Here is a 17,940-nt window from a genome sequence, read left to right on the forward strand (position 1 = left end):
CGGCCTGGTTTCACATGGGCGGGGCCACCTTAGAGGCTCCGACGTTCTCGTGGTTCAACCGCACGATCCGACCGCTTTCCATCGAGGCACGGCTTGCGAGGATCAGCTCCAGCGCCTTTCGCCCCTGGCGGCCCTCGAACGGGTTCGCCCGGCCCGTCTCGATGGAATGAAGCAGGTTCGCGATGCAGATGTCGGGACCGTCCGGGCCTTCCCGGCATGCGATCACGCGCGTTCCCCCGGCGTTCTTGACGACGACGCGCGTCGTGTCGGACCGTGCACCGAGATTGCGATCGGGCGTGCTCGGATCCTCGACGAAGGCCATTCCGTTCGGCCCGAGGATCGTTTCGCTGGAATGCCCCGGCGTACCCTCCGGCAGGCCCCAGCTGATGCCGATCGACAGGCAGTGCCCGCCCGCAAATCGCGCCTGAATCTCGGCCGTGTCCGTGCCGAATGCGCCGATCGACGCAAGCCGCGCCTTGTCGCTGCCGAACACGGTGCCGGTCGCGACGACGCTTTCGGCCTCGCTCTGCGTCAGGAACCGCATGAGATCGAAAAGGTGTCCGGCCATGTCGTGGATCGGCCCACCGCTGAGGCTGCGCTCGTGCATGGCGAGCTTCGGGCGGACCTCGCGCATTTCGCTGAAGCGCAAATAGATCGGCGATCCGAAGACCCCTTCGTCGGCGAGCGACTTCAGCGTCACGTACTGCGACGCGCCGCGATACTGATGACAGATGGCGAGCGCGACCCCGTTCGCCTCGGCGGCGGCGATCATCCGGTCGGCCTCTTCCAGGCTCAGCGCCATCGGCTTTTCGCACAGCACGTGGCGGCCGGCCGAAGCGGCATGAATGGCGACCTCGCAGTGAAACTTCGCCGGCGTGCACACGCTCACCACGTCCACGCCTTCGTGGCGGACCGCATCGGCGTAGGCTTCGTATTGCGCCGCGCCATAGGCCTGCGAGAGGCTGCGACGGCGGTCCGGGTCCAGATCGCAGACGGCGGCGATCTCGATTCCCTCGCGCACGCTCCAGGCGGCAGCGTGCTTGGTTCCCATATCCCCGCAGCCGACGATGGCGACGCGGGTCACGACGCCTTCTCCAGACGCTCCAGGTTCTCCACGAGATAGGCGCCGTTCGCCACGCAGGCGTCGTCGGCACTCGTTGCGTGATCCTGCTCCGCCGTCAGCCAGATATCGCGGTCGGCCTTGCCTTGGAGCCAGCGCCAGGCCGGCGAGAAGTCGATGATGCCCTCGCCGAGATGGCACGTGTTCTCGCCGGGCTCTTCGGAAACAAAGTCCTTGAAATGCAGGATCTTCACCTCGCGATCGAGTTCGTCGAGCAACTGGCCCATGTCCTTTCCGGCCTTGCCCGCCCAGCCGAGATCGAGGGCATGGCCGAGCGCGTCGCTCTTGGCGCGCCGCAGCCGGTTCCAGATCCGGCCCCCGTCTTCGAACTCCCAGTTGTGGTTGTGGTAGAGAAGGGCGATCCCGTCCTGCGCACACCGTTCGGCGAAGACGTTCAACTGATCGATCGCGGCATCCAGAACGGAATCGTCGCTTTCGTTCAGGCCGGAATAGAGAAGGTAGGGCACCTTCAGCATGGCAAGGTGCGCAAGCGTCGCGTCGAGTGCGACACGCTCGTTCGCCGCTTGGCCGGGATCGCCGAGATTGCCGCCGATGTGGCTGGCGTTGACACGCATGCCGTGTCGCGCGAGCAGCGCCATCATCACCTCCGGCTCGACCTGGCCGAGCCGGCGGAAGCCGATTTCCAAGCCCTCGAACCCGCTCGATTGCGCCAGGGCGAAGATTTCGTGGAAGCGCTCGTGCTGCGGATCGCCCCATGTGATGGTCTGCAGGGATGTTCTGAACATCGTGGCCTCGCGCGATCCCGATCGTCGGAAAGAAGTGAAGTCGAGCTTACGGCGCGTTGTCGTCCGTCGCCAGACAGGATACGAACACCGGTATGGACGATACGAACATGCACCATTTCGATGGTTGCCGGATCTTTCGGGCCAATCACATCCGCGGCTATTGCAACCGGATCGACCGGCGCATCGAGACCTGGACGCTGAACTACGTCCATGCCGGCGCGCTGTATTTCGCGGTCGAGGAGGACGAACCGCAGATCGTTCGCGGCCCGAGTGCCTTCTGGACATGGCCCGGCCCGCGTTACCGCTATTGGCCGACCACCGAAGAGGGATGGGATCACTACTACGTCTCCTGGTACGGTCCGCGTGCGGTCGCTTGGCAGCGAAGCGGACTGCATCCCAGGGGCGCACCCGAACTGGCGATCCGTCCGATCCGCGACCCGACCCGATTCCGCAGTGCCTTCGAGACCCTGTTGAGCGCGCTCAAAAGCCGTTCTGGGAACGATCCCGAAGTCGTCCATCGGCTGGAAGGCCTGCTGCTTCAGCTGCATCGCCAGCGTCCCCCCGTTTATCGCGAAAGCAACGTGCCGCAGGCCGTAAGCCGGATCGCCGAGGCCGTTATCGCCGACCCGCAGCGCGACTGGGATTTCGCAGGCGAGGCGGAACAGGCGGGATGCACGCCGACCCATTTCCGCCGGGTCTTCAAGGCGCAGACGGGGATGTCGCCGCTGACCTGTCTCAACAAGGCCCGGACCGATCTCGCAGCGGAACTGCTTCGCCGCGAACGCCTGCATCTGCAAACGGTCGCATCGGCGGTCGGACTGGACGATGTCGGCTATTTCTCCCGGCTCTTCCACCGGCACCAGGGCATGGCGCCCGGCACCTATCGCGACGTCTACCATACGTTCGAATAGCCGAAACATCGGCGTGCCCGACAAGCCGAAGCGCGCCATGCCTCGTTCGTCCGTGCGGTTCGAATAGCCGGATGCGTCTCGTACCGCTGCAATCACGCAGTGCCGTCTTACCTACTCTTCGAAACCCCATCCGCAACGACCGCGACAATTTCGGCGTTCGATCGGAGCAAACTTGATTCGGTCGAATAATAGCGCTACGAAATCGCCGATCGATGGTTCGGGAGCGCTCCGCCGGGAACGGAGCCCGAACGATGCGCACAACTCGAGGAGGAGTTCACCGATGCCAGAAAATGTCGTGCGCTACGGGTTCGTCGGGACCGGCATGATGGGGCGCGAGCACATGCGCAACGTCGACCTCGTCGATGGGTCCAAGATCGCCGCGGTGTTCGACCGGGACGAGGGATCGCGCAGGGAGGCCTCCACCTTCGCCGCCGACGATTCGGTCTTCTTCGACGATCTGAAAGGCCTGCTCGCCAGCAATTCCGTCGATGCGCTCGTCATCGCCACGCCGAACGACACCCATGGCGCCGTCATGGCGGAGATCTTCGAATCCGGCGTGGAACTGCCGATCCTTCTGGAAAAGCCGGTCTGTACGGATATCGAGCAGGTGCGCTGGCTTTCCGAGGCCGCGAGGCAGTACCGCGCGCCGATCTGGGTCGGAATGGAATACCGCTACATGCCGCCGGTGACGGAACTGATCCAGCGGGTCCATGCCGGCGAATGCGGCGACACGCGCATGATCGCGATGCGCGAACACCGCAATCCGTTCCTTCGAAAGGTGGAGAACTGGAATCGCTACGCCGAGCGTACCGGCGGAACGCTCGTCGAGAAGTGCTGCCATTTCTTCGATCTCATGCGCTTCATTGCGCAGGACGAGCCGGTGCGCGTGTTCGCCTCCGGCGATGCCGACGTCAATCATCGCGACGAGAGGCTCGAGAACGGCAGGCGCCCCGAGATCATCGACAACGCGTTCGTCGTCGTCGATTTCGCCTCCGGCCTGCGGGCCTCGCTCGATCTGTGCATGTTCGCCGAGGGCGCGCACTGGCAGGAGGAGATCGCCGTTACCGGTACTAAAGCGCGGCTCGAATGCTTCGTTCCCGGCCATCGCAACCACGATGTCGATGCCGAGATCGAATTCAGCCCCCGCGCGACCGACCGGCCGGTCGAGCGCCACGCCGTCGAGGTGCCCCCCGACGTCTTGCGCGCCGGCGGCCACCATGGCTCGACCTATTTCGAACACCAGAAATTCCGCAAGGTCGTGCTCGGCGAGGGCTCGGTGGAAGTCACGCTCGAAGATGGGCTGAAGGCCGTCGCCATCGGCCTTGCCGCCGAACGCTCCGCACGCGAAAAGCGCGTGGTTTCGATCGACGGGCTGGATTTCGACTGATCCGTCGACGGGGCGATCCGCGGCGTCGATCGGCTGGACCCAACCTTCCGGGACATCGTAACGGCGCGTAGCGGTCCGGCGACGTCAGCCGCCGGCTGTCGCTCGATCAGGCCGGCCGTCGCCATCGCTTGAACGCGGCGATCCCGAGGCGCGCGGGTTACGCCGTGCCCTTGGCTTCCCGCCGGCGGGCATGGAGGATCGGCTCCGTGTAACCGGAGGGCTGCTCGCGACCCTTGAGCACGAGGTCCAGCGCGGCCTTGAAGGCGACCGACCCCTCGAAGTCTTCCGCCATCGCACGATAGGCCGGATCGCCGGCATTCTGCCGGTCGACCACCTCGGCCATGCGCTTTATCGTCTCGACGATCTGCTCTTGCGTGACGACGCCGTGGTGAAGCCAGTTCGCCATGTGCTGGGAGGAGATGCGAAGCGTCGCCCTGTCTTCCATAAGGCCGATGTCGTTGATGTCGGGCACCTTGGAGCAGCCGATGCCCTCTTCCACCCAGCGCACGACGTAGCCGAGGATGCCTTGCGCGTTGTTGTCGAGTTCGGCCTGGATATCGGCTTCCGACCAGTTCGGGCGCGACGCGACCGGCACGGAAAGCACGTCCTCGAGCTTTGCCGTCTCGCGGGTCTTCAGCCCTTCCTGCACCTTCAGCACGTCGACCGTGTGATAGTGCGTGGCGTGCAGCGTCGCGGCCGTCGGCGACGGGACCCAGGCGGTGGTGGCTCCGGCCTTGGGGTGGCCGATCTTTTCTTCCAGCATTGCCGCCATGCGGTCGGGCATCGCCCACATGCCCTTGCCGATCTGCGCAAGGCCGGAAAGCCCGCATTCGAGCCCGACGTCGACGTTGCGGTCCTCGTAGGCGGCAATCCAGGTCGAAGCCTTCATGTCGCCCTTGCGGATCATCGGGCCGGCTTCCATCGAGGTATGGATCTCGTCGCCGGTGCGGTCGAGAAAGCCGGTATTGATGAAGACGACGCGTGACTTCGCCCGGCGAATGCACTCCTTGAGGTTGACGGTGGTGCGCCGCTCCTCGTCCATGATGCCCATCTTGATCGTATCACGCACCATGCCGAGCGTATCCTCGACGGCGTCGAGAATGCGACAGGCGAACGTGACCTCTTCCGGGCCGTGCATCTTCGGCTTGACGAGATACATGGAGCCGGCCGGCGAATTGTGCCGGCGCCCCTTCGGGCCGATGTCGTGCAGCGCGATCAGGCCCGTCACCATCGCGTCGAGCATGCCTTCGGGCACCTCGTTGCCCTGTGAATCGTGCACGGCCGGCGTCGTCATCAGGTGACCGACATTGCGCACGAGCATCAGCGAGCGCGCCCTCAGCGTCTTCTCTCTGCCGTCGGCGCCCGTGTAGGTCTGGTCGGGGTTCAGCTTGCGGGTGACGACCGTATCGCCCTTGTCGAAGCGGGTCGTGAGATCCCCTTTCATCAGGCCGAGCCAGTTGCGGTAGACGGCGGTCTTGTCGGCGGCATCGACGGCGGCGACGGAATCCTCACAGTCGACGATGGTCGTCACCGCCGATTCGAGCACCACGTCGGCGATATGCGCCTTGTCGGTCTTGCCGATCGCATGGTTCGCCGAAACGACGATGCCGACATGCAGGCCGTTCTTCGTCAGGATCAGCACGCTCGGCGCCTCGCGGGAGCCCTTGTAGCCGGAAAACTGCGTGGGCTCGCGCAGCGTAGTGGTCGTCCCGCGATCGAGATCGATCGCCAGACCCTCCTTCGAGACGGAAAAGCCCGTCGCCTCGCTCCAGCTTCCGTTGGAAAGCGGAGCCGAGCGGTCGAGGAAGTCGCGCGCCCAGGCGATCACCTTTTCGCCGCGCTTGGGATTGAACTCGGCAGTCTTGTTCGCGCCGCCCTTTTCGGGGATCGCGTCCGTGCCGTAGAGCGCATCGTAGAGCGAGCCGAGGCGGGCGTTGGCGGCGTTCAGCGCATAGCGGGCGTTGGAGACCGGCACGACGAGCTGCGGGCCAGGGATCGTCGCGATCTCGGGATCGACATTCGTCGTCTCGACCGTGAAGTCCTCGCCCTCGGGCAAGAGGTAGCCGATGTCGCGCAGGAAAGATGTATAGGCTTGCGGATCCTCCGGCGCGCCGTTTTCGCGGTACCAGGCGTCGATCGCCGCCTGCATCTCGTCCCGCGTGTCGAGGAGTTCGCGATTGAGGGGTCCGAGTTCGCCGACGAGCCTGGCGAAGCCTTCGAAGAAGGCCTCCGGCTCGACGCCGGTGCCGGGCATCGCCTCCTTCACGAGGAAATCGTGAAGCCCTTCGTCGTAGACCAGCCCGTGCTTTTCGATCGTGCCCATCCGTTCATCTCCGAAATCGAGGTGGCCGCGCCCGGCCGTCGACGTGAAACCGTGGAAAGGAATACCGGCGGAGGGCGGACTGTCAATCGCGCCGCTACGCCGCGGCGGCGCGTTCGTTGAAACGTGGCGTGACGCGCATCGGCAGGCCGCCGGCGGGCTGCGTCGTCAGCTTCTGGACGGGCCAGGGATCGGTCGCGGCGGTACAGTCGAAGCGGAAGCGACCCATGAGCACGGCGAGCGCGATGACCGCCTCCTGCATCGCGAAGGTCGCACCGATGCACACCCGCGGGCCGACGCCGAAGGGCAGGTACTGGAAACGGTCAATCCGGTCGCGGTTTTCCGGGTGGAAACGCTCGGGCTTGAACGCACGCGGCTTTTCCCACAGCGTCTCGTGGCGATGCAGCACCCAGGGCATGACGAGCACCGTCGTGCCCTTCTCGATCTCCACCACTTCGCCGTCGGGCGCGGTCCAGCGATCGGCGGCGATCGCCTGGCGGTTGATCGAAGGCGCCGGCGGGTAGAGGCGCATCGCCTCCTCGAAGGCGGCACGCGTCAGCGGCATGCGCTCCAGCCACTTGACCGGATCGGGCTCGTCGGCGGTGACAGTGTCGATTTCGGCCTCGATCGCCTGGCGTTCGGCCGGCGCATTGGCAAGGCAGTAGAGCGTCCAGCCGAGCGCGCGCGCCGTCGTCTCGTGGCCGGCGCCGATGAAGGTGATGATGTTGTCGGCGATCTCGGACTCGCTCAGCCCCTCCGGCCCCTCCTGGCGCAGAAGAAGCGTCAGGAAATCCTCCGGAACGCCTTCGGGGTCGCGCGCCATCTGCTCCTTGCGAAGCCGCATCGTCTGGCGGACGATGTCGCGGAACTTCTCGAGCACGCCCTGGCCGCGCATGCGGGCGAGCCGGGGAAGCCATTTCGGCGCCTTCAGGAGGTCGAGCGGATCGACCCGACCCATTGTCGAAAGCAGACGGTCGATGTCGCCGGCGAAATCGTCCGTCTGGCTGACGATGTCGCCGGAAAAGAGCGTTTCGGAAAGGATCGCATAGGTCAGTTCCGTCATGTCGACGGAGATGTCGTAGCGCCCGCCGCCTTCGTACTTCGCAGCGTATTCGCGCGATTTGGCGAGCATCTGCAGGGCGAAGCCGCGCGAATGGCGGGGGGTAAAGACCGGCGCCATCGCCTTGCGTGAACGCTTCCAGACCTGACCTTCCGCCGTCAGGAGCCCGTCGCGCAGGATCGGCCGCAGAACGAGCTGGCGCACGACGGCGAGTTCGTAGTTCTTGACGTTGTCGACGAGGACGTGGCGGATCAGGCCCGGATCGTTGACGATGAGGGTCCGATCGTTGAAGAAGGCGGTCTTCAGCCAGCGCGCCGTATAGGTCGGCTTTCCCCAAAGTTCGAGCGGGTTGCGCATGACCGTGCGGATGATCTCGAGCCTTGTAGGCGGCGTGGTCCGCGGGATCGGCGCCGGCGGCGTGAATGGCTGGGGCTTCATGTCCATCGGTCGGCCTTTGCCGGTCATCCTTCAACTTCGACGCCTGTGCGGCGTCTTCGCACAACGCGCAAATGGCGTCCTTCGACAACACGCATACGGCTTGCTTCAAAGCGGGATATGGCGTGGTCGCCATGCGTTTGCCAGTGCAACCGATGAAAGTGCGCCGGATGAAGGCGCACCGGCCTGCATTTGGCATTTGCCGTGCGCGTGTCTATATATAATGTCTCGTCGCGCGCACGATTCGAGCCGCAATCGGCGCATCATTGCACCCCATGCGCAGTCGGCGCATCCGCACCCGTGAAAGCGTGTTTTCGTCCATGAGCGATATGCCCGAAGCCGAACCCGTGGTTCCCGCCGAGTACGGCGCCGATTCGATCAAGGTTCTCAAGGGTCTCGACGCGGTTCGCAAGCGCCCGGGCATGTATATCGGCGACACCGACGATGGCTCCGGCCTGCACCACATGGTCTACGAGGTCGTCGACAACGCCATCGACGAGGCGCTGGCCGGCCATGCCGACCTCGTGACGGTGACGCTGAACGCCGACGGGTCGGTGACCGTGACGGACAACGGCCGCGGCATTCCGACGGAGATGCATACCGGCGAGGGCATGTCCGCGGCCGAGGTCATCATGACCCAGCTGCACGCCGGCGGAAAGTTCGACCAGAACTCCTACAAGGTCTCCGGCGGGCTGCACGGCGTCGGCGTCTCGGTCGTCAACGCGCTCTCCTCCAAGCTTTCCCTGAAGATCCTGCGCAAGGGCCGCGTCCACGAGATGAGCTTTTCCGGGGGCTATTCCGACGGTCCGCTCGAGGAGACGGGCGACGCGGAGGGCGATTCCGGCACGGCCGTGACCTTCACGCCGAGCCCCGACACCTTCACGCATATCGAGTTCGACTACGACACGCTAGAAAACCGGCTGCGCGAGCTCGCCTTCCTGAATTCCGGCGTTCGCATCCTGCTGACGGACAACCGGCATTCGGACAAGCGCGAAGCGGACATGGTCTATGACGGCGGGCTCGCCGCCTATGTGCGCTATCTCGACCGCAACAAGAAGCCGCTCGTCGACACGCCGATCGCCATTTCCGGCGAGCGCGACGGCACGGTGGTCGAGGTCGCGATGTGGTGGAACGAGAGCTACCACGAGAACGTGCTCGCCTTCACCAACAACATCCCCCAGCGCGACGGCGGCACGCACATGGCCGGCTTCCGCGGCGCGCTAACGCGCCAGATCGTCTCCTATGCCGACGGCGCCGGCCTGACCAAGAAGGAAAAGGTCTCGCTGACGGGTGACGATTGCCGCGAAGGGCTAACGGCCGTTCTCTCGGTCAAGGTGCCGGATCCGAAGTTCTCCTCGCAGACGAAGGACAAGCTCGTCTCCTCCGAGGTGCGTCCCGTCGTCGAAAGCCTCGTCAACGAGGCGCTGAACCGGTGGCTGGAAGAGCATCCGAACGAGGCGAAGGTGCTCGTGGGCAAGGTGGTCGAGGCCGCCGCCGCCCGCGAGGCGGCCCGCAAGGCGCGCGAACTGACGCGGCGCAAGGGCGCGCTCGACATCGCCTCGCTGCCCGGCAAGCTCGCCGACTGTTCCGAGCGCGATCCAGCGAAGTCGGAAGTCTTCCTCGTCGAGGGCGATTCGGCCGGCGGCTCGGCCAAGCAGGGCCGCTCGCGCGAGAACCAGGCGATCCTGCCGCTCAGGGGCAAGATCCTGAACGTCGAGCGCGCGCGCTTCGACAAGATGCTTTCGAGCCAGGAGATCGGCACGCTGATCACCGCGCTCGGCACCGGCATCGGCAAGGACGAGTTCAACGCCGACAAGCTGCGCTACCACAAGATCATCATCATGACGGATGCCGACGTCGACGGCGCCCACATTCGCACGCTGCTTCTGACCTTCTTCTTCCGCCAGATGCCGGAGTTGATCGAGCGCGGCAACCTCTATATCGCCCAGCCGCCGCTCTACAAGGTGAGCCGCGGCAAGTCGGCACAGTACCTGAAGGACGAAAAGGCGCTCGAGGACTACCTCGTCTCGCTCGGTCTCGAAGAGGCGTCCCTGGAGCTTTCGACCGGTGAAGTGCGCACCGGCGAGGACCTGCGCCAGGTCATCCAGGACGCGCTGCGCCTGCGCATGCTGATGGAGGGCCTGCATTCGCGCTACGACCGCTCCGTGATCGAGCAGGCGACGATCGCCGGCGCCCTCAATCCGGATCTCGTCGACGACCACGAGCGCTCCGAGCCGATCGCCGCCGACGTCGCCCGCCGGCTCGACCTCATCGCCGAGGAAACCGAGCAGGGCTGGGAGCCCTCGATCACCGAAGCCGGCGGCATGCGCTTCGAGCGCACGGTGCGCGGCGTGCGCGAATCCTACCTGCTCGACGCCGGCCTCATCGGCTCGACCGACGCCCGCCATCTCGACCAGATGAGCGAACGGCTCGCCGCGGTCTACGACGAGCCGCCGACCCTCAGGCGCCGGGACGATACGCTGCGCATCACCGGACCGCGCGCGCTTCTCGACGCGATCTTCGCGACCGGCCGCAAGGGCCTGACCATGCAGCGCTACAAGGGCCTCGGCGAGATGAACGCCGAACAGCTCTGGGAAACGACGCTCGACCCGAACGCGCGCTCGCTGCTCCAGGTCCGCGTTGCCGACGCGACCAATGCGGACGGCCTCTTCTCCCGCCTGATGGGCGACGAAGTGGAACCGCGCCGCGAGTTCATCCAGGACAATGCGCTGAGCGTGGCGAACCTCGACATCTGACCGGCAAGCCGGCCTTCCCGCTTCGCATGCGACCCCGTGTCACGCGAGGTGCGGTACGCGGCCGTCATCGTGGCTTTCCCTGAGCGATCGCGCACGCACAAGTGCTAGATCGTCCGGTTCCCTCGTGCCTGAAGATTGCCGTGGTTCGGCGATGTCGCCCGTCCTCGCCAGGGTGATGACGAAGTTTTGCCCGACGTGTCGGCTCCGACGTCTTGCCATCCTGGCGGGTGGACCATAGGCATACGGACGTCTTCGCGACGCCAGGGTCTGCGGGGCGAGCCCGCACGCCGATGAAGCGATCGGCCGGTCGGGCGGCGATCTATTCGGGCTTCCGCAGTACGGGGTGGTGTCAGTGTTCTCAGCGTGCCCGCGTTTCTCCCGCTTCCTCGCCTCTGCCTTCCTGGCCGGCATTTCGGTATGGCTTTCCGCCTGCCAGACGGTACCGAAGGCGGTCGCGCCCTCGGCGACCCCGCAGATCGCGGAGAAGGTCCGCAAGCACACCCGCTACAGCCGCATGGCGGAACGCGAATTGCCCGAGATCGAGGCGGCGTTCGGCGGCGTGTATCACGATGCGAAGGCCGAGCGGATGATCGCGCGCATCGTCGGCCGGATGACGGCCGCCGCCCCCGACCACGGCATCACCTATTCGCTCACCATCCTGAACTCGCCGCGCGTCAACGCCTTCGCGCTGCCCGGCGGCTACATCTTCGTGACGCGCGGCATGCTGGCGCTCGCCGACGATTCGGCCGAACTCGCCGGTATTCTCGGCCACGAGATGGGCCATATCATCGCCAATCACGGCGTGAAGCGTGCTCGGTTCGAGCAGGCCCAGATCGAGCGTCTACGCGCTGCCGCCGGCACGCTCGTCGATCCGGAAGCGCGCGCTTCGGCGCTTGCCGAAAGCCAGCGCAAGGTCGCCGCCTTCTCCCGCGAACAGGAAGTGCAGGCCGACAAGACGGGTGTCTCGATCGAGGGACGGGCCGGCTACGATCCCTATTCGTCGGTGCGCCTGCTATCGACCATGGAGGCCTTCAGCCGTTTCGAGACCCGCGGTGCCACGGAAAAGACCGAGCCGGACTTCCTTGCCGACCATCCCAACAGTCCCGCCCGCAGCGCCGCCATCCGCGTCAACGCCGCGCGCTTCGGCAGGACCGGTGTCGGCGAACGCGGGCGCGACGCCTATCTCGACGGCATCGACGGCATGCTTTTCGGCTATCCCCCGCAAGCCGGCTACGTGCGCGGACGGCAGTTCCTTCATCCCGAACTCGGCATCGGATTCACCGTGCCGAAGGGCTTCATCCTGGAAAACAACTCGGACGCGGTGCTTGCGGCCGGGCCGGACGGCGTGGCGATCCGTTTCGATTCGGTGGACCTGACGGGCAACGGCTCGATGAGCCGATACCTGCGCTCCGGCTGGGTCGTCGGCCTCGACGACGGTTCCGTTCGCTCGCGCACGATCAACGGCCTGCCGGCAGCGACCGGCGACGCGACGACGGAAAACTGGCATTTCCGCATTACGGTCATCCGCTCGGGCGACCATATCTACCGCATCCTCACCGCCGCGCCGAAGGACGACCGGGCGCTCGAGGCGGCCGCGCGCTCGACCGAAGCGAGCTTCCATGCGCTGACCTGGCGCGAACGCCGACAGCTCAAGCCGCTGCACCTGCACATCGTCACCGTGAAGCCCGGCGAGAGCGTGGCCGACCTCGCCCGGCGCATGCAGGGAACCGATCGGCCGGAGGGCCTGTTCCGGCTCATCAACCAGCTTTCCGACACCGAGCGCGTGAAGGCCGGCGAACGCGTGAAGCTCGTCTATTAGCGCGTGTTCCGGCCGAACTGACCCGGTCCGACGTCGCGAACGCTGCGCAGAACAAGAGAGATGGAGCGTTTTCTCGTAAGTCGGAAACGCTCTGCGCGATCCCATCGAACGACGGCGGACATTCGTCCGAGGAGCCATGTCCCGCAACCGCATCCTCTTCACCTTCGTCCTTTCGACCGTGCTCGCGGGCCTCGTGATCGGCGGTCTCACGGCGCCCGACGCCTGGTATGCGGCACTTAAGAAGCCGGCATTCAATCCGCCGAGCTGGGTCTTCGCGCCGGTCTGGTCGGTGCTCTACGTGCTCATCGGCATTGCCGGGGCGCGCACCTTCGCCCGCCGCCCGAAGGGGCCCGCGATGGCGGCGTGGATCGTGCAGATGGTGCTCAATTTTGCGTGGTCGCCGGTGTTCTTCACGCTGCATGCGATCGCGCCGGCGCTCGCGATCGTCGTCGCGCTGACGCTCGCCAACGCGCTGTTCATCGTCCTGACTTGGCGACCGGACCGGCTGAGCGCACTCTTCTTCGTTCCCTACGTCGCGTGGACGGCCTTCGCCGCCGTCCTGAACGGAGCCATCCTGCGCCTTGCGGTAACCTAGACCCGAATGAACCGGGTCCGACGCGCCATCTCCTCGTCTTGCTCCCCGTTTTGCGTCTTGTTCGCGACGCCGGATTGCATCAGTCTGGCCGGAAAATGCTCCAGCGCACCGGTTCATTCCTACGCTCATGAACGAACGCCAGGCCATCGCCCCGACCATGATCGCCGGCCGATCGGTTCTCTTCGCCATGGCGGCGGAGCCGGAATACGGGCCGCATCTGCAAAGGCGCTTCGTTCCGCTCTTCACCGGCGTCGGACCGGTGGAGGCGGCGGTCGAGCTGACGGCGGCGCTCGCTGGCCTCGAGGCGGACGGCACGGCTATCGACCTCGTCGTCTCGCTCGGTTCGGCCGGCTCGGCAACGCTCGAACAGACGAAGGTCTATCAGGCCATTTCCATTGGCTATCGCGATATGGACGCGACGCCGCTCGGCTTCGCACGTGGGGTCACACCGTTCCTCGACGAGCCGGCGGAAATCGTTCTGCCCCTTTACGTCCCGGGCATTCCGACAGCCCGGCTTTCGAGCGGCGGCGATATCGTCTCCGGCGACGCCTACATGGCGATCGATGCGGACATGGTGGACATGGAAACCTATGCGGTCTGGCGCGCCTGCCGGCGTTTTACCGTGCCGATGATCGGCCTGCGCGGCATTTCCGACGGTGCCCGGGCGCTGACGCACGTCAACGACTGGCGCGAATATCTCCATATCGTCGACGAAAACCTTGCCGCGGCGGTGGATGCGCTCGCTTCGGCGATCGAGGACGGCACGCTTCTTCCCTGACGCGCCGCGTTGCGCGCACGGCCCATTTGCTCTATCGGCCTGCCATGGATCACAGCGCCCATCCCGACACCGTCCTCATCGTCGATTTCGGCAGCCAGGTCACGCAGCTCATCGCGAGGCGCGTGCGCGAAGCTGGCGTCTATTCCGAGATCGTGCCCTTCCAGCAGGCCGAAGAGGGCTTCCGCCGCATCGCACCGAAGGCGATGATCCTTTCCGGTGGTCCGGCCTCGGCCGCCGATGAAGGCAGCCCGCGCGCGCCGGATGCGATCTTTGCGGCCGGCATTCCGGTGCTCGGCATTTGCTACGGCCAACAGGTCATGTGCGCACAGCTCGGCGGCGGTGTGGAAGGCGGGCACCATCGCGAATTCGGCCGCGCCTTCCTCGACATCGCGGCGCAAAGCCCGCTCTTCGAGGGTGTCTGGCCGAAAGGCACCCGACATCAGGTGTGGATGAGCCATGGCGACCGGGTGACGGCGCTGCCGGACGGTTTCGAGGTGATCGGCACGTCGTCGGGCGCGCCCTGCGCGGCGATCGCCGACGAGGAACGGCGCTTCTACGCCGTGCAGTTCCACCCGGAAGTCGTCCACACGCCGGACGGCGCCAAGCTCATCTCCAATTTCGTCCACAGGATCGCGGGGCTCGCCGGCGACTGGACGATGGCCGCCTATCGCGACCAGGCGATCGCGGCGATCCGCGAAAAGGTCGGCGACGGCCACGTGATCTGCGGCCTTTCGGGCGGGGTCGATTCCTCCGTCGCCGCCGTGCTCCTGCACGAGGCGATCGGCGACCGGCTCACCTGCATCCTCGTCGACCACGGGCTGATGCGAAAGAACGAAGCGACGGAAGTCCTCGAGCTCTTCCGCGAGCACTACAACATTCCTCTCGTCCACGCCGACGTCGCCGATCTCTTCATCGACGCGCTCGAGGGCGAGGCGGACCCGGAGGTCAAGCGCAAGACGATCGGCAAGCTCTTCATCGACGTCTTCGAGGCGGAAGCGAAAAAGCTCGCCGTCGACGGCAAGACCGCCGAATTCCTGGCACAGGGCACGCTCTATCCGGACGTGATCGAAAGCGTTTCCTTCGCCGGAGGGCCTTCGGTGACCATCAAGTCGCACCACAATGTCGGCGGTCTGCCGGAGCGCATGAACATGCAGCTCGTCGAGCCGCTGCGCGAACTCTTCAAGGACGAGGTGCGCGAACTCGGCCGCGAACTCGGACTGCCGGAGCGCTTCATCGGCCGCCACCCCTTCCCCGGCCCGGGGCTCGCCATCCGCTGTCCCGGCGGCGTCACGCGCGACAAGCTCGAGATCCTGCGCGAGGCGGACGCGATCTATCTCGACGAGATCCGCAAGGCCGGCCTCTACGACGCCATCTGGCAGGCCTTCGCCGTACTCCTTCCGGTGCAGACCGTCGGCGTCATGGGCGACGGGCGTACCTACGAATTCGTCTGCGCGCTTCGCGCCGTCACATCCGTCGACGGCATGACAGCCGATTTCTACCCCTACGACATGGACTTCCTCGGCCGCACCGCGACGCGCATCATCAACGAGGTGCGCGGCATCAACCGCGTCGTCTACGACGTGACCTCGAAGCCGCCCGGTACCATCGAGTGGGAATGAGAACGGCTCACGCCGAAGTGACCGGAATACGGGCTCATCGAGCATTTACCGCCTGATTTTGCTTCGCTTCCGCCCCAATTCGGGCACGCCGATTAACGTGCATTAACGTTCTCGTTGTAGAATGACGGTTGGACAACTTGGAGCCGACCGTGTCGCGTATTCTCGACTGCATCTTTCTCAAGCACGACCTCTCGATTCTCCTGCTCGCCGTCGTCATCTGCAACGTCGGCGCAATGGTCACCGTGCGTCTCTATCGAAGAGCCGTGGAGACGGACGGGTTTTCGCGGACCGGTTGGCACTTCCTGGCGGCCGTATGCGGCGGTGCTGCGATCTGGACCACGCATTTCATCGCCATGCTCGGCTACCGGCCGGGCGTATCGGTGCATCTCGAACCGACGCTCACCATCGGCTCGATCTTCCTTGCCATCGCCGGTACGTGGATCGGCTTCCTGATCTCGACGGTCGGCCGCAGTGTCGTCTTCACGGTGATGGGCGGTGTCGCCGTCGCGCTGGCGATCATCGCCATGCACTTTGCCGGCATGAGCGCCTATCGCGTCGCCGGCACGATGCTCTGGTCGCCGGGTTACCTCATGCTCGCGCTCGCCCTGGCGCTCGTCTTCTCCGTCGCCGCGATGCTCGCCGCACGCCGATGGACGAAGGGACGTGCGCGTCACATCGCGGCACTTTGCCTCGCCTTCGCCGTCAAGGGCCTGCACTTCGTCGCGATGTCGGCGATGATCGTCGAGCCGGCGCCGGGCGTCGTGGCCGGCGTGGGGGGGCTCGAAAACGCGACGCCAATGGCCCTTGCCGTCACCATTGCAGGTCTTCTCGTCATCGGTACGGGTCTTTCGAGCTACCTGATCGACAACCGGTTGCGCGCGAACACGAACGAACAGCTTCGCCATATGGCCCTTCACGACCCTCTGACAGGGCTTGCCAACCGTACCACGTTTCATCTCCGGCTCGACGAGATGCTGGCCGCGGACCACGAACCCAGGCTTGCGGTCGTCGGCATCGATCTCGATCGCTTCAAGGAAATCAACGACGGCTGGGGCCATGCCGCCGGCGACGAAGCCCTGCGCATTCTGGCGGAGCGCCTTCGCACCTTCGCGGAAGAACGCTTCCATGTCGCGCGGATCGCCGGCGACGAGTTCGCTGCCATCCTTCCCTTTGAAAGCGAGGAAGAACTCGCCGCGACGATCCATCTCCTCGCCGATCTCTTCCGGAAAAGCCTGCGTATCGACTTGGCGTCGCGCATCGGCACGATCGAGTTCGAGGTCGGCGCGAGCCTCGGCATCGCCGTCTCGCCGCTGCACGGCGCGGATCCCGACACGCTGGTCAGCAATGCCGATCTCGCGATGTATCGGGCGAAGAACGATCCCGGCGGCACGCTTTGCTATTACGACCCCCGAATGGGCGAGGAGGTCCGCGAGGAGCGCATGCTGTGCACGCAGCTCGCCCACGCGATCGAAAACGACGAACTCGAAGTGCATTACCAGGTGCAAAAGTCGCTTACCGACGACAGCATCCGCGGCTACGAGGCGCTCTTGCGCTGGACGCATCCGACCCTCGGCCCGATCTCGCCCGGCGTCTTCATTCCGCTTGCGGAGGCCAACGGGCTCATCGTCGAGCTCGGCGAATGGGTGCTCCGCCGCGCCTGCGCGAAAGCCGCCGAATGGGAGGAGCCCCATGGCATCGCCGTCAACCTCTCCGCCGTCCAGCTTGCGCAGCCGGACCTGCCGGGCCTCATCCGGACGATCCTGCACGAGACCGGGCTTGCCGGACGCAGGCTGGAACTGGAACTGACCGAGACGGCGCTGGTGCGCGACCGCGCCCGATCGCTGCGCATCATGGGCGAGATCAAGGCGCTCGGCGTGCGTGTCGCGCTCGACGATTTCGGCACGGGCTATTCGTCGCTGGAGACGCTGCGCCTGTTCCCGATCGACCGGATCAAGCTCGACCGTTCCTTCGTCGACGAGCTTTCGGGCAACGAGACCGTCACGCCCTTCGTGGCAGCGGTGCTCGCGCTCGGGCGCAGCCTTTCGATCCCGGTCCTCGCCGAAGGCATCGAGACCGACGCCCAGCTCGCGCTCCTGCGCAGCCAGGCATGCGAGGAAGGCCAGGGGTACTTCCTCGGCCGTCCGGGCCCCCCGTCGCTGGTCTTTGCGGACAGCTGGAGCGCCCGGGTCGCGTAAGAGCGCCGAACGACCCGATAAACAGCCCGTGAATACGGTTTTCCCTCCGCCTGAGGATCAAGTCGCCTTTCCGGGCGTTGACCGCCGACGGACGAGCCGCGCATCACCGAAACGCATGCGGTCCCGCCCGCCGTCTTACGCCAGCGCGCAGCTCGCCGACGAGCCCGCTTGGCGGTTTGAAGATCCGAGCAAAGGAGGA

12 protein-coding genes are annotated in these 17,940 nt (G+C 65.6%); 8 read left to right on the forward strand and 4 right to left on the reverse strand.

Annotated elements, in window-relative coordinates:
• Window positions 1–10 precede the first annotated feature (10 nt).
• Both FJU11_RS09455 and FJU11_RS09460 read right to left on the reverse strand, forming a co-directional pair.
• Window positions 11–1,084 (reverse strand): Gfo/Idh/MocA family protein, encoded by a 1,074-nt coding sequence (locus tag FJU11_RS09455; RefSeq protein WP_141166798.1) that lies wholly within the window; start codon window positions 1,082–1,084, stop codon window positions 11–13.
• On the reverse strand, window positions 1,081–1,866 hold the full coding sequence (locus tag FJU11_RS09460) for a sugar phosphate isomerase/epimerase family protein (RefSeq protein ID WP_181408120.1): 786 nt from the start codon (window positions 1,864–1,866) through the stop codon (window positions 1,081–1,083). The genes FJU11_RS09455 and FJU11_RS09460 overlap by 4 nt, the downstream gene beginning before the upstream one ends.
• 92 nt (window positions 1,867–1,958) lie before the next feature.
• Between FJU11_RS09460 and FJU11_RS09465 the strand changes: the two genes are divergently transcribed.
• Window positions 1,959–2,777: a helix-turn-helix transcriptional regulator gene (locus FJU11_RS09465; RefSeq protein ID WP_141166800.1), complete on the forward strand. Its 819-nt coding sequence runs from the start codon at window positions 1,959–1,961 to the stop codon at window positions 2,775–2,777.
• A 280-nt stretch (window positions 2,778–3,057) separates the two neighbouring features.
• Window positions 3,058–4,164 (forward strand): Gfo/Idh/MocA family protein, encoded by a 1,107-nt coding sequence (locus FJU11_RS09470; protein WP_141166801.1) that lies wholly within the window; start codon window positions 3,058–3,060, stop codon window positions 4,162–4,164.
• 157 nt (window positions 4,165–4,321) lie between these two features.
• On the opposite strand, the gene FJU11_RS09475 is transcribed toward FJU11_RS09470, so the two are convergent.
• Together FJU11_RS09475 and FJU11_RS09480 are read right to left on the reverse strand one after the other, a co-directional pair.
• Window positions 4,322–6,487, reverse strand: coding sequence for a malate synthase G (locus tag FJU11_RS09475; protein ID WP_141166802.1), 2,166 nt, complete (start codon window positions 6,485–6,487; stop codon window positions 4,322–4,324).
• Window positions 6,488–6,581: 94 nt separating this feature from the next.
• Window positions 6,582–7,988 (reverse strand): cytochrome P450, encoded by a 1,407-nt coding sequence (locus FJU11_RS09480; protein ID WP_141166803.1) that lies wholly within the window; start codon window positions 7,986–7,988, stop codon window positions 6,582–6,584.
• Window positions 7,989–8,299: 311 nt separating this feature from the next.
• Between FJU11_RS09480 and gyrB the strand changes: the two genes are divergently transcribed.
• From gyrB to FJU11_RS09510, 6 genes are all read left to right on the forward strand, one after another.
• Entirely contained in the window at window positions 8,300–10,735 is a 2,436-nt protein-coding gene (gene gyrB / locus FJU11_RS09485) for a DNA topoisomerase (ATP-hydrolyzing) subunit B (RefSeq protein ID WP_141166804.1), read from the forward strand.
• A 352-nt stretch (window positions 10,736–11,087) separates the two neighbouring features.
• On the forward strand, window positions 11,088–12,554 hold the full coding sequence (locus tag FJU11_RS09490; protein ID WP_235890965.1) for a M48 family metalloprotease: 1,467 nt from the start codon (window positions 11,088–11,090) through the stop codon (window positions 12,552–12,554).
• Window positions 12,555–12,690: 136 nt separating this feature from the next.
• The gene (locus FJU11_RS09495; RefSeq protein WP_141166805.1) at window positions 12,691–13,149 is read left to right on the forward strand and encodes a TspO/MBR family protein; all 459 of its coding nucleotides are present in this window, start codon (window positions 12,691–12,693) and stop codon (window positions 13,147–13,149) included.
• Between the two features lie 127 nt (window positions 13,150–13,276).
• On the forward strand, window positions 13,277–13,927 hold the full coding sequence (locus FJU11_RS09500; protein WP_141166806.1) for a 5'-methylthioadenosine/S-adenosylhomocysteine nucleosidase: 651 nt from the start codon (window positions 13,277–13,279) through the stop codon (window positions 13,925–13,927).
• Window positions 13,928–13,971: 44 nt separating this feature from the next.
• Complete coding sequence (gene guaA / locus FJU11_RS09505) at window positions 13,972–15,546, forward strand: glutamine-hydrolyzing GMP synthase (RefSeq protein ID WP_141166807.1); 1,575 nt, start codon at window positions 13,972–13,974, stop codon at window positions 15,544–15,546.
• 149 nt (window positions 15,547–15,695) lie between these two features.
• Window positions 15,696–17,741 (forward strand): putative bifunctional diguanylate cyclase/phosphodiesterase, encoded by a 2,046-nt coding sequence (locus tag FJU11_RS09510; RefSeq protein WP_141166808.1) that lies wholly within the window; start codon window positions 15,696–15,698, stop codon window positions 17,739–17,741.
• Window positions 17,742–17,940 lie beyond the last annotated feature (199 nt).

Origin of the sequence: Pararhizobium mangrovi (assembly GCF_006516965.1) — a bacterium.
Classification (GTDB): domain Bacteria; phylum Pseudomonadota; class Alphaproteobacteria; order Rhizobiales; family Rhizobiaceae; genus Pararhizobium_B; species Pararhizobium_B mangrovi.

Coding starts and splice junctions, on each gene's coding strand:
- FJU11_RS09460 (WP_181408120.1), bottom strand. CDS start 1,866: ATGTTCAGAACATCCCTGCAGACCATCACATGGGGCGATCCGCAGCAC.
- FJU11_RS09465 (WP_141166800.1), top strand. CDS start 1,959: ATGGACGATACGAACATGCACCATTTCGATGGTTGCCGGATCTTTCGG.
- FJU11_RS09470 (WP_141166801.1), top strand. CDS start 3,058: ATGCCAGAAAATGTCGTGCGCTACGGGTTCGTCGGGACCGGCATGATG.
- FJU11_RS09475 (WP_141166802.1), bottom strand. CDS start 6,487: ATGGGCACGATCGAAAAGCACGGGCTGGTCTACGACGAAGGGCTTCAC.
- FJU11_RS09480 (WP_141166803.1), bottom strand. CDS start 7,988: ATGGACATGAAGCCCCAGCCATTCACGCCGCCGGCGCCGATCCCGCGG.
- gyrB (WP_141166804.1), top strand. CDS start 8,300: ATGAGCGATATGCCCGAAGCCGAACCCGTGGTTCCCGCCGAGTACGGC.
- FJU11_RS09495 (WP_141166805.1), top strand. CDS start 12,691: ATGTCCCGCAACCGCATCCTCTTCACCTTCGTCCTTTCGACCGTGCTC.
- FJU11_RS09500 (WP_141166806.1), top strand. CDS start 13,277: ATGAACGAACGCCAGGCCATCGCCCCGACCATGATCGCCGGCCGATCG.
- guaA (WP_141166807.1), top strand. CDS start 13,972: ATGGATCACAGCGCCCATCCCGACACCGTCCTCATCGTCGATTTCGGC.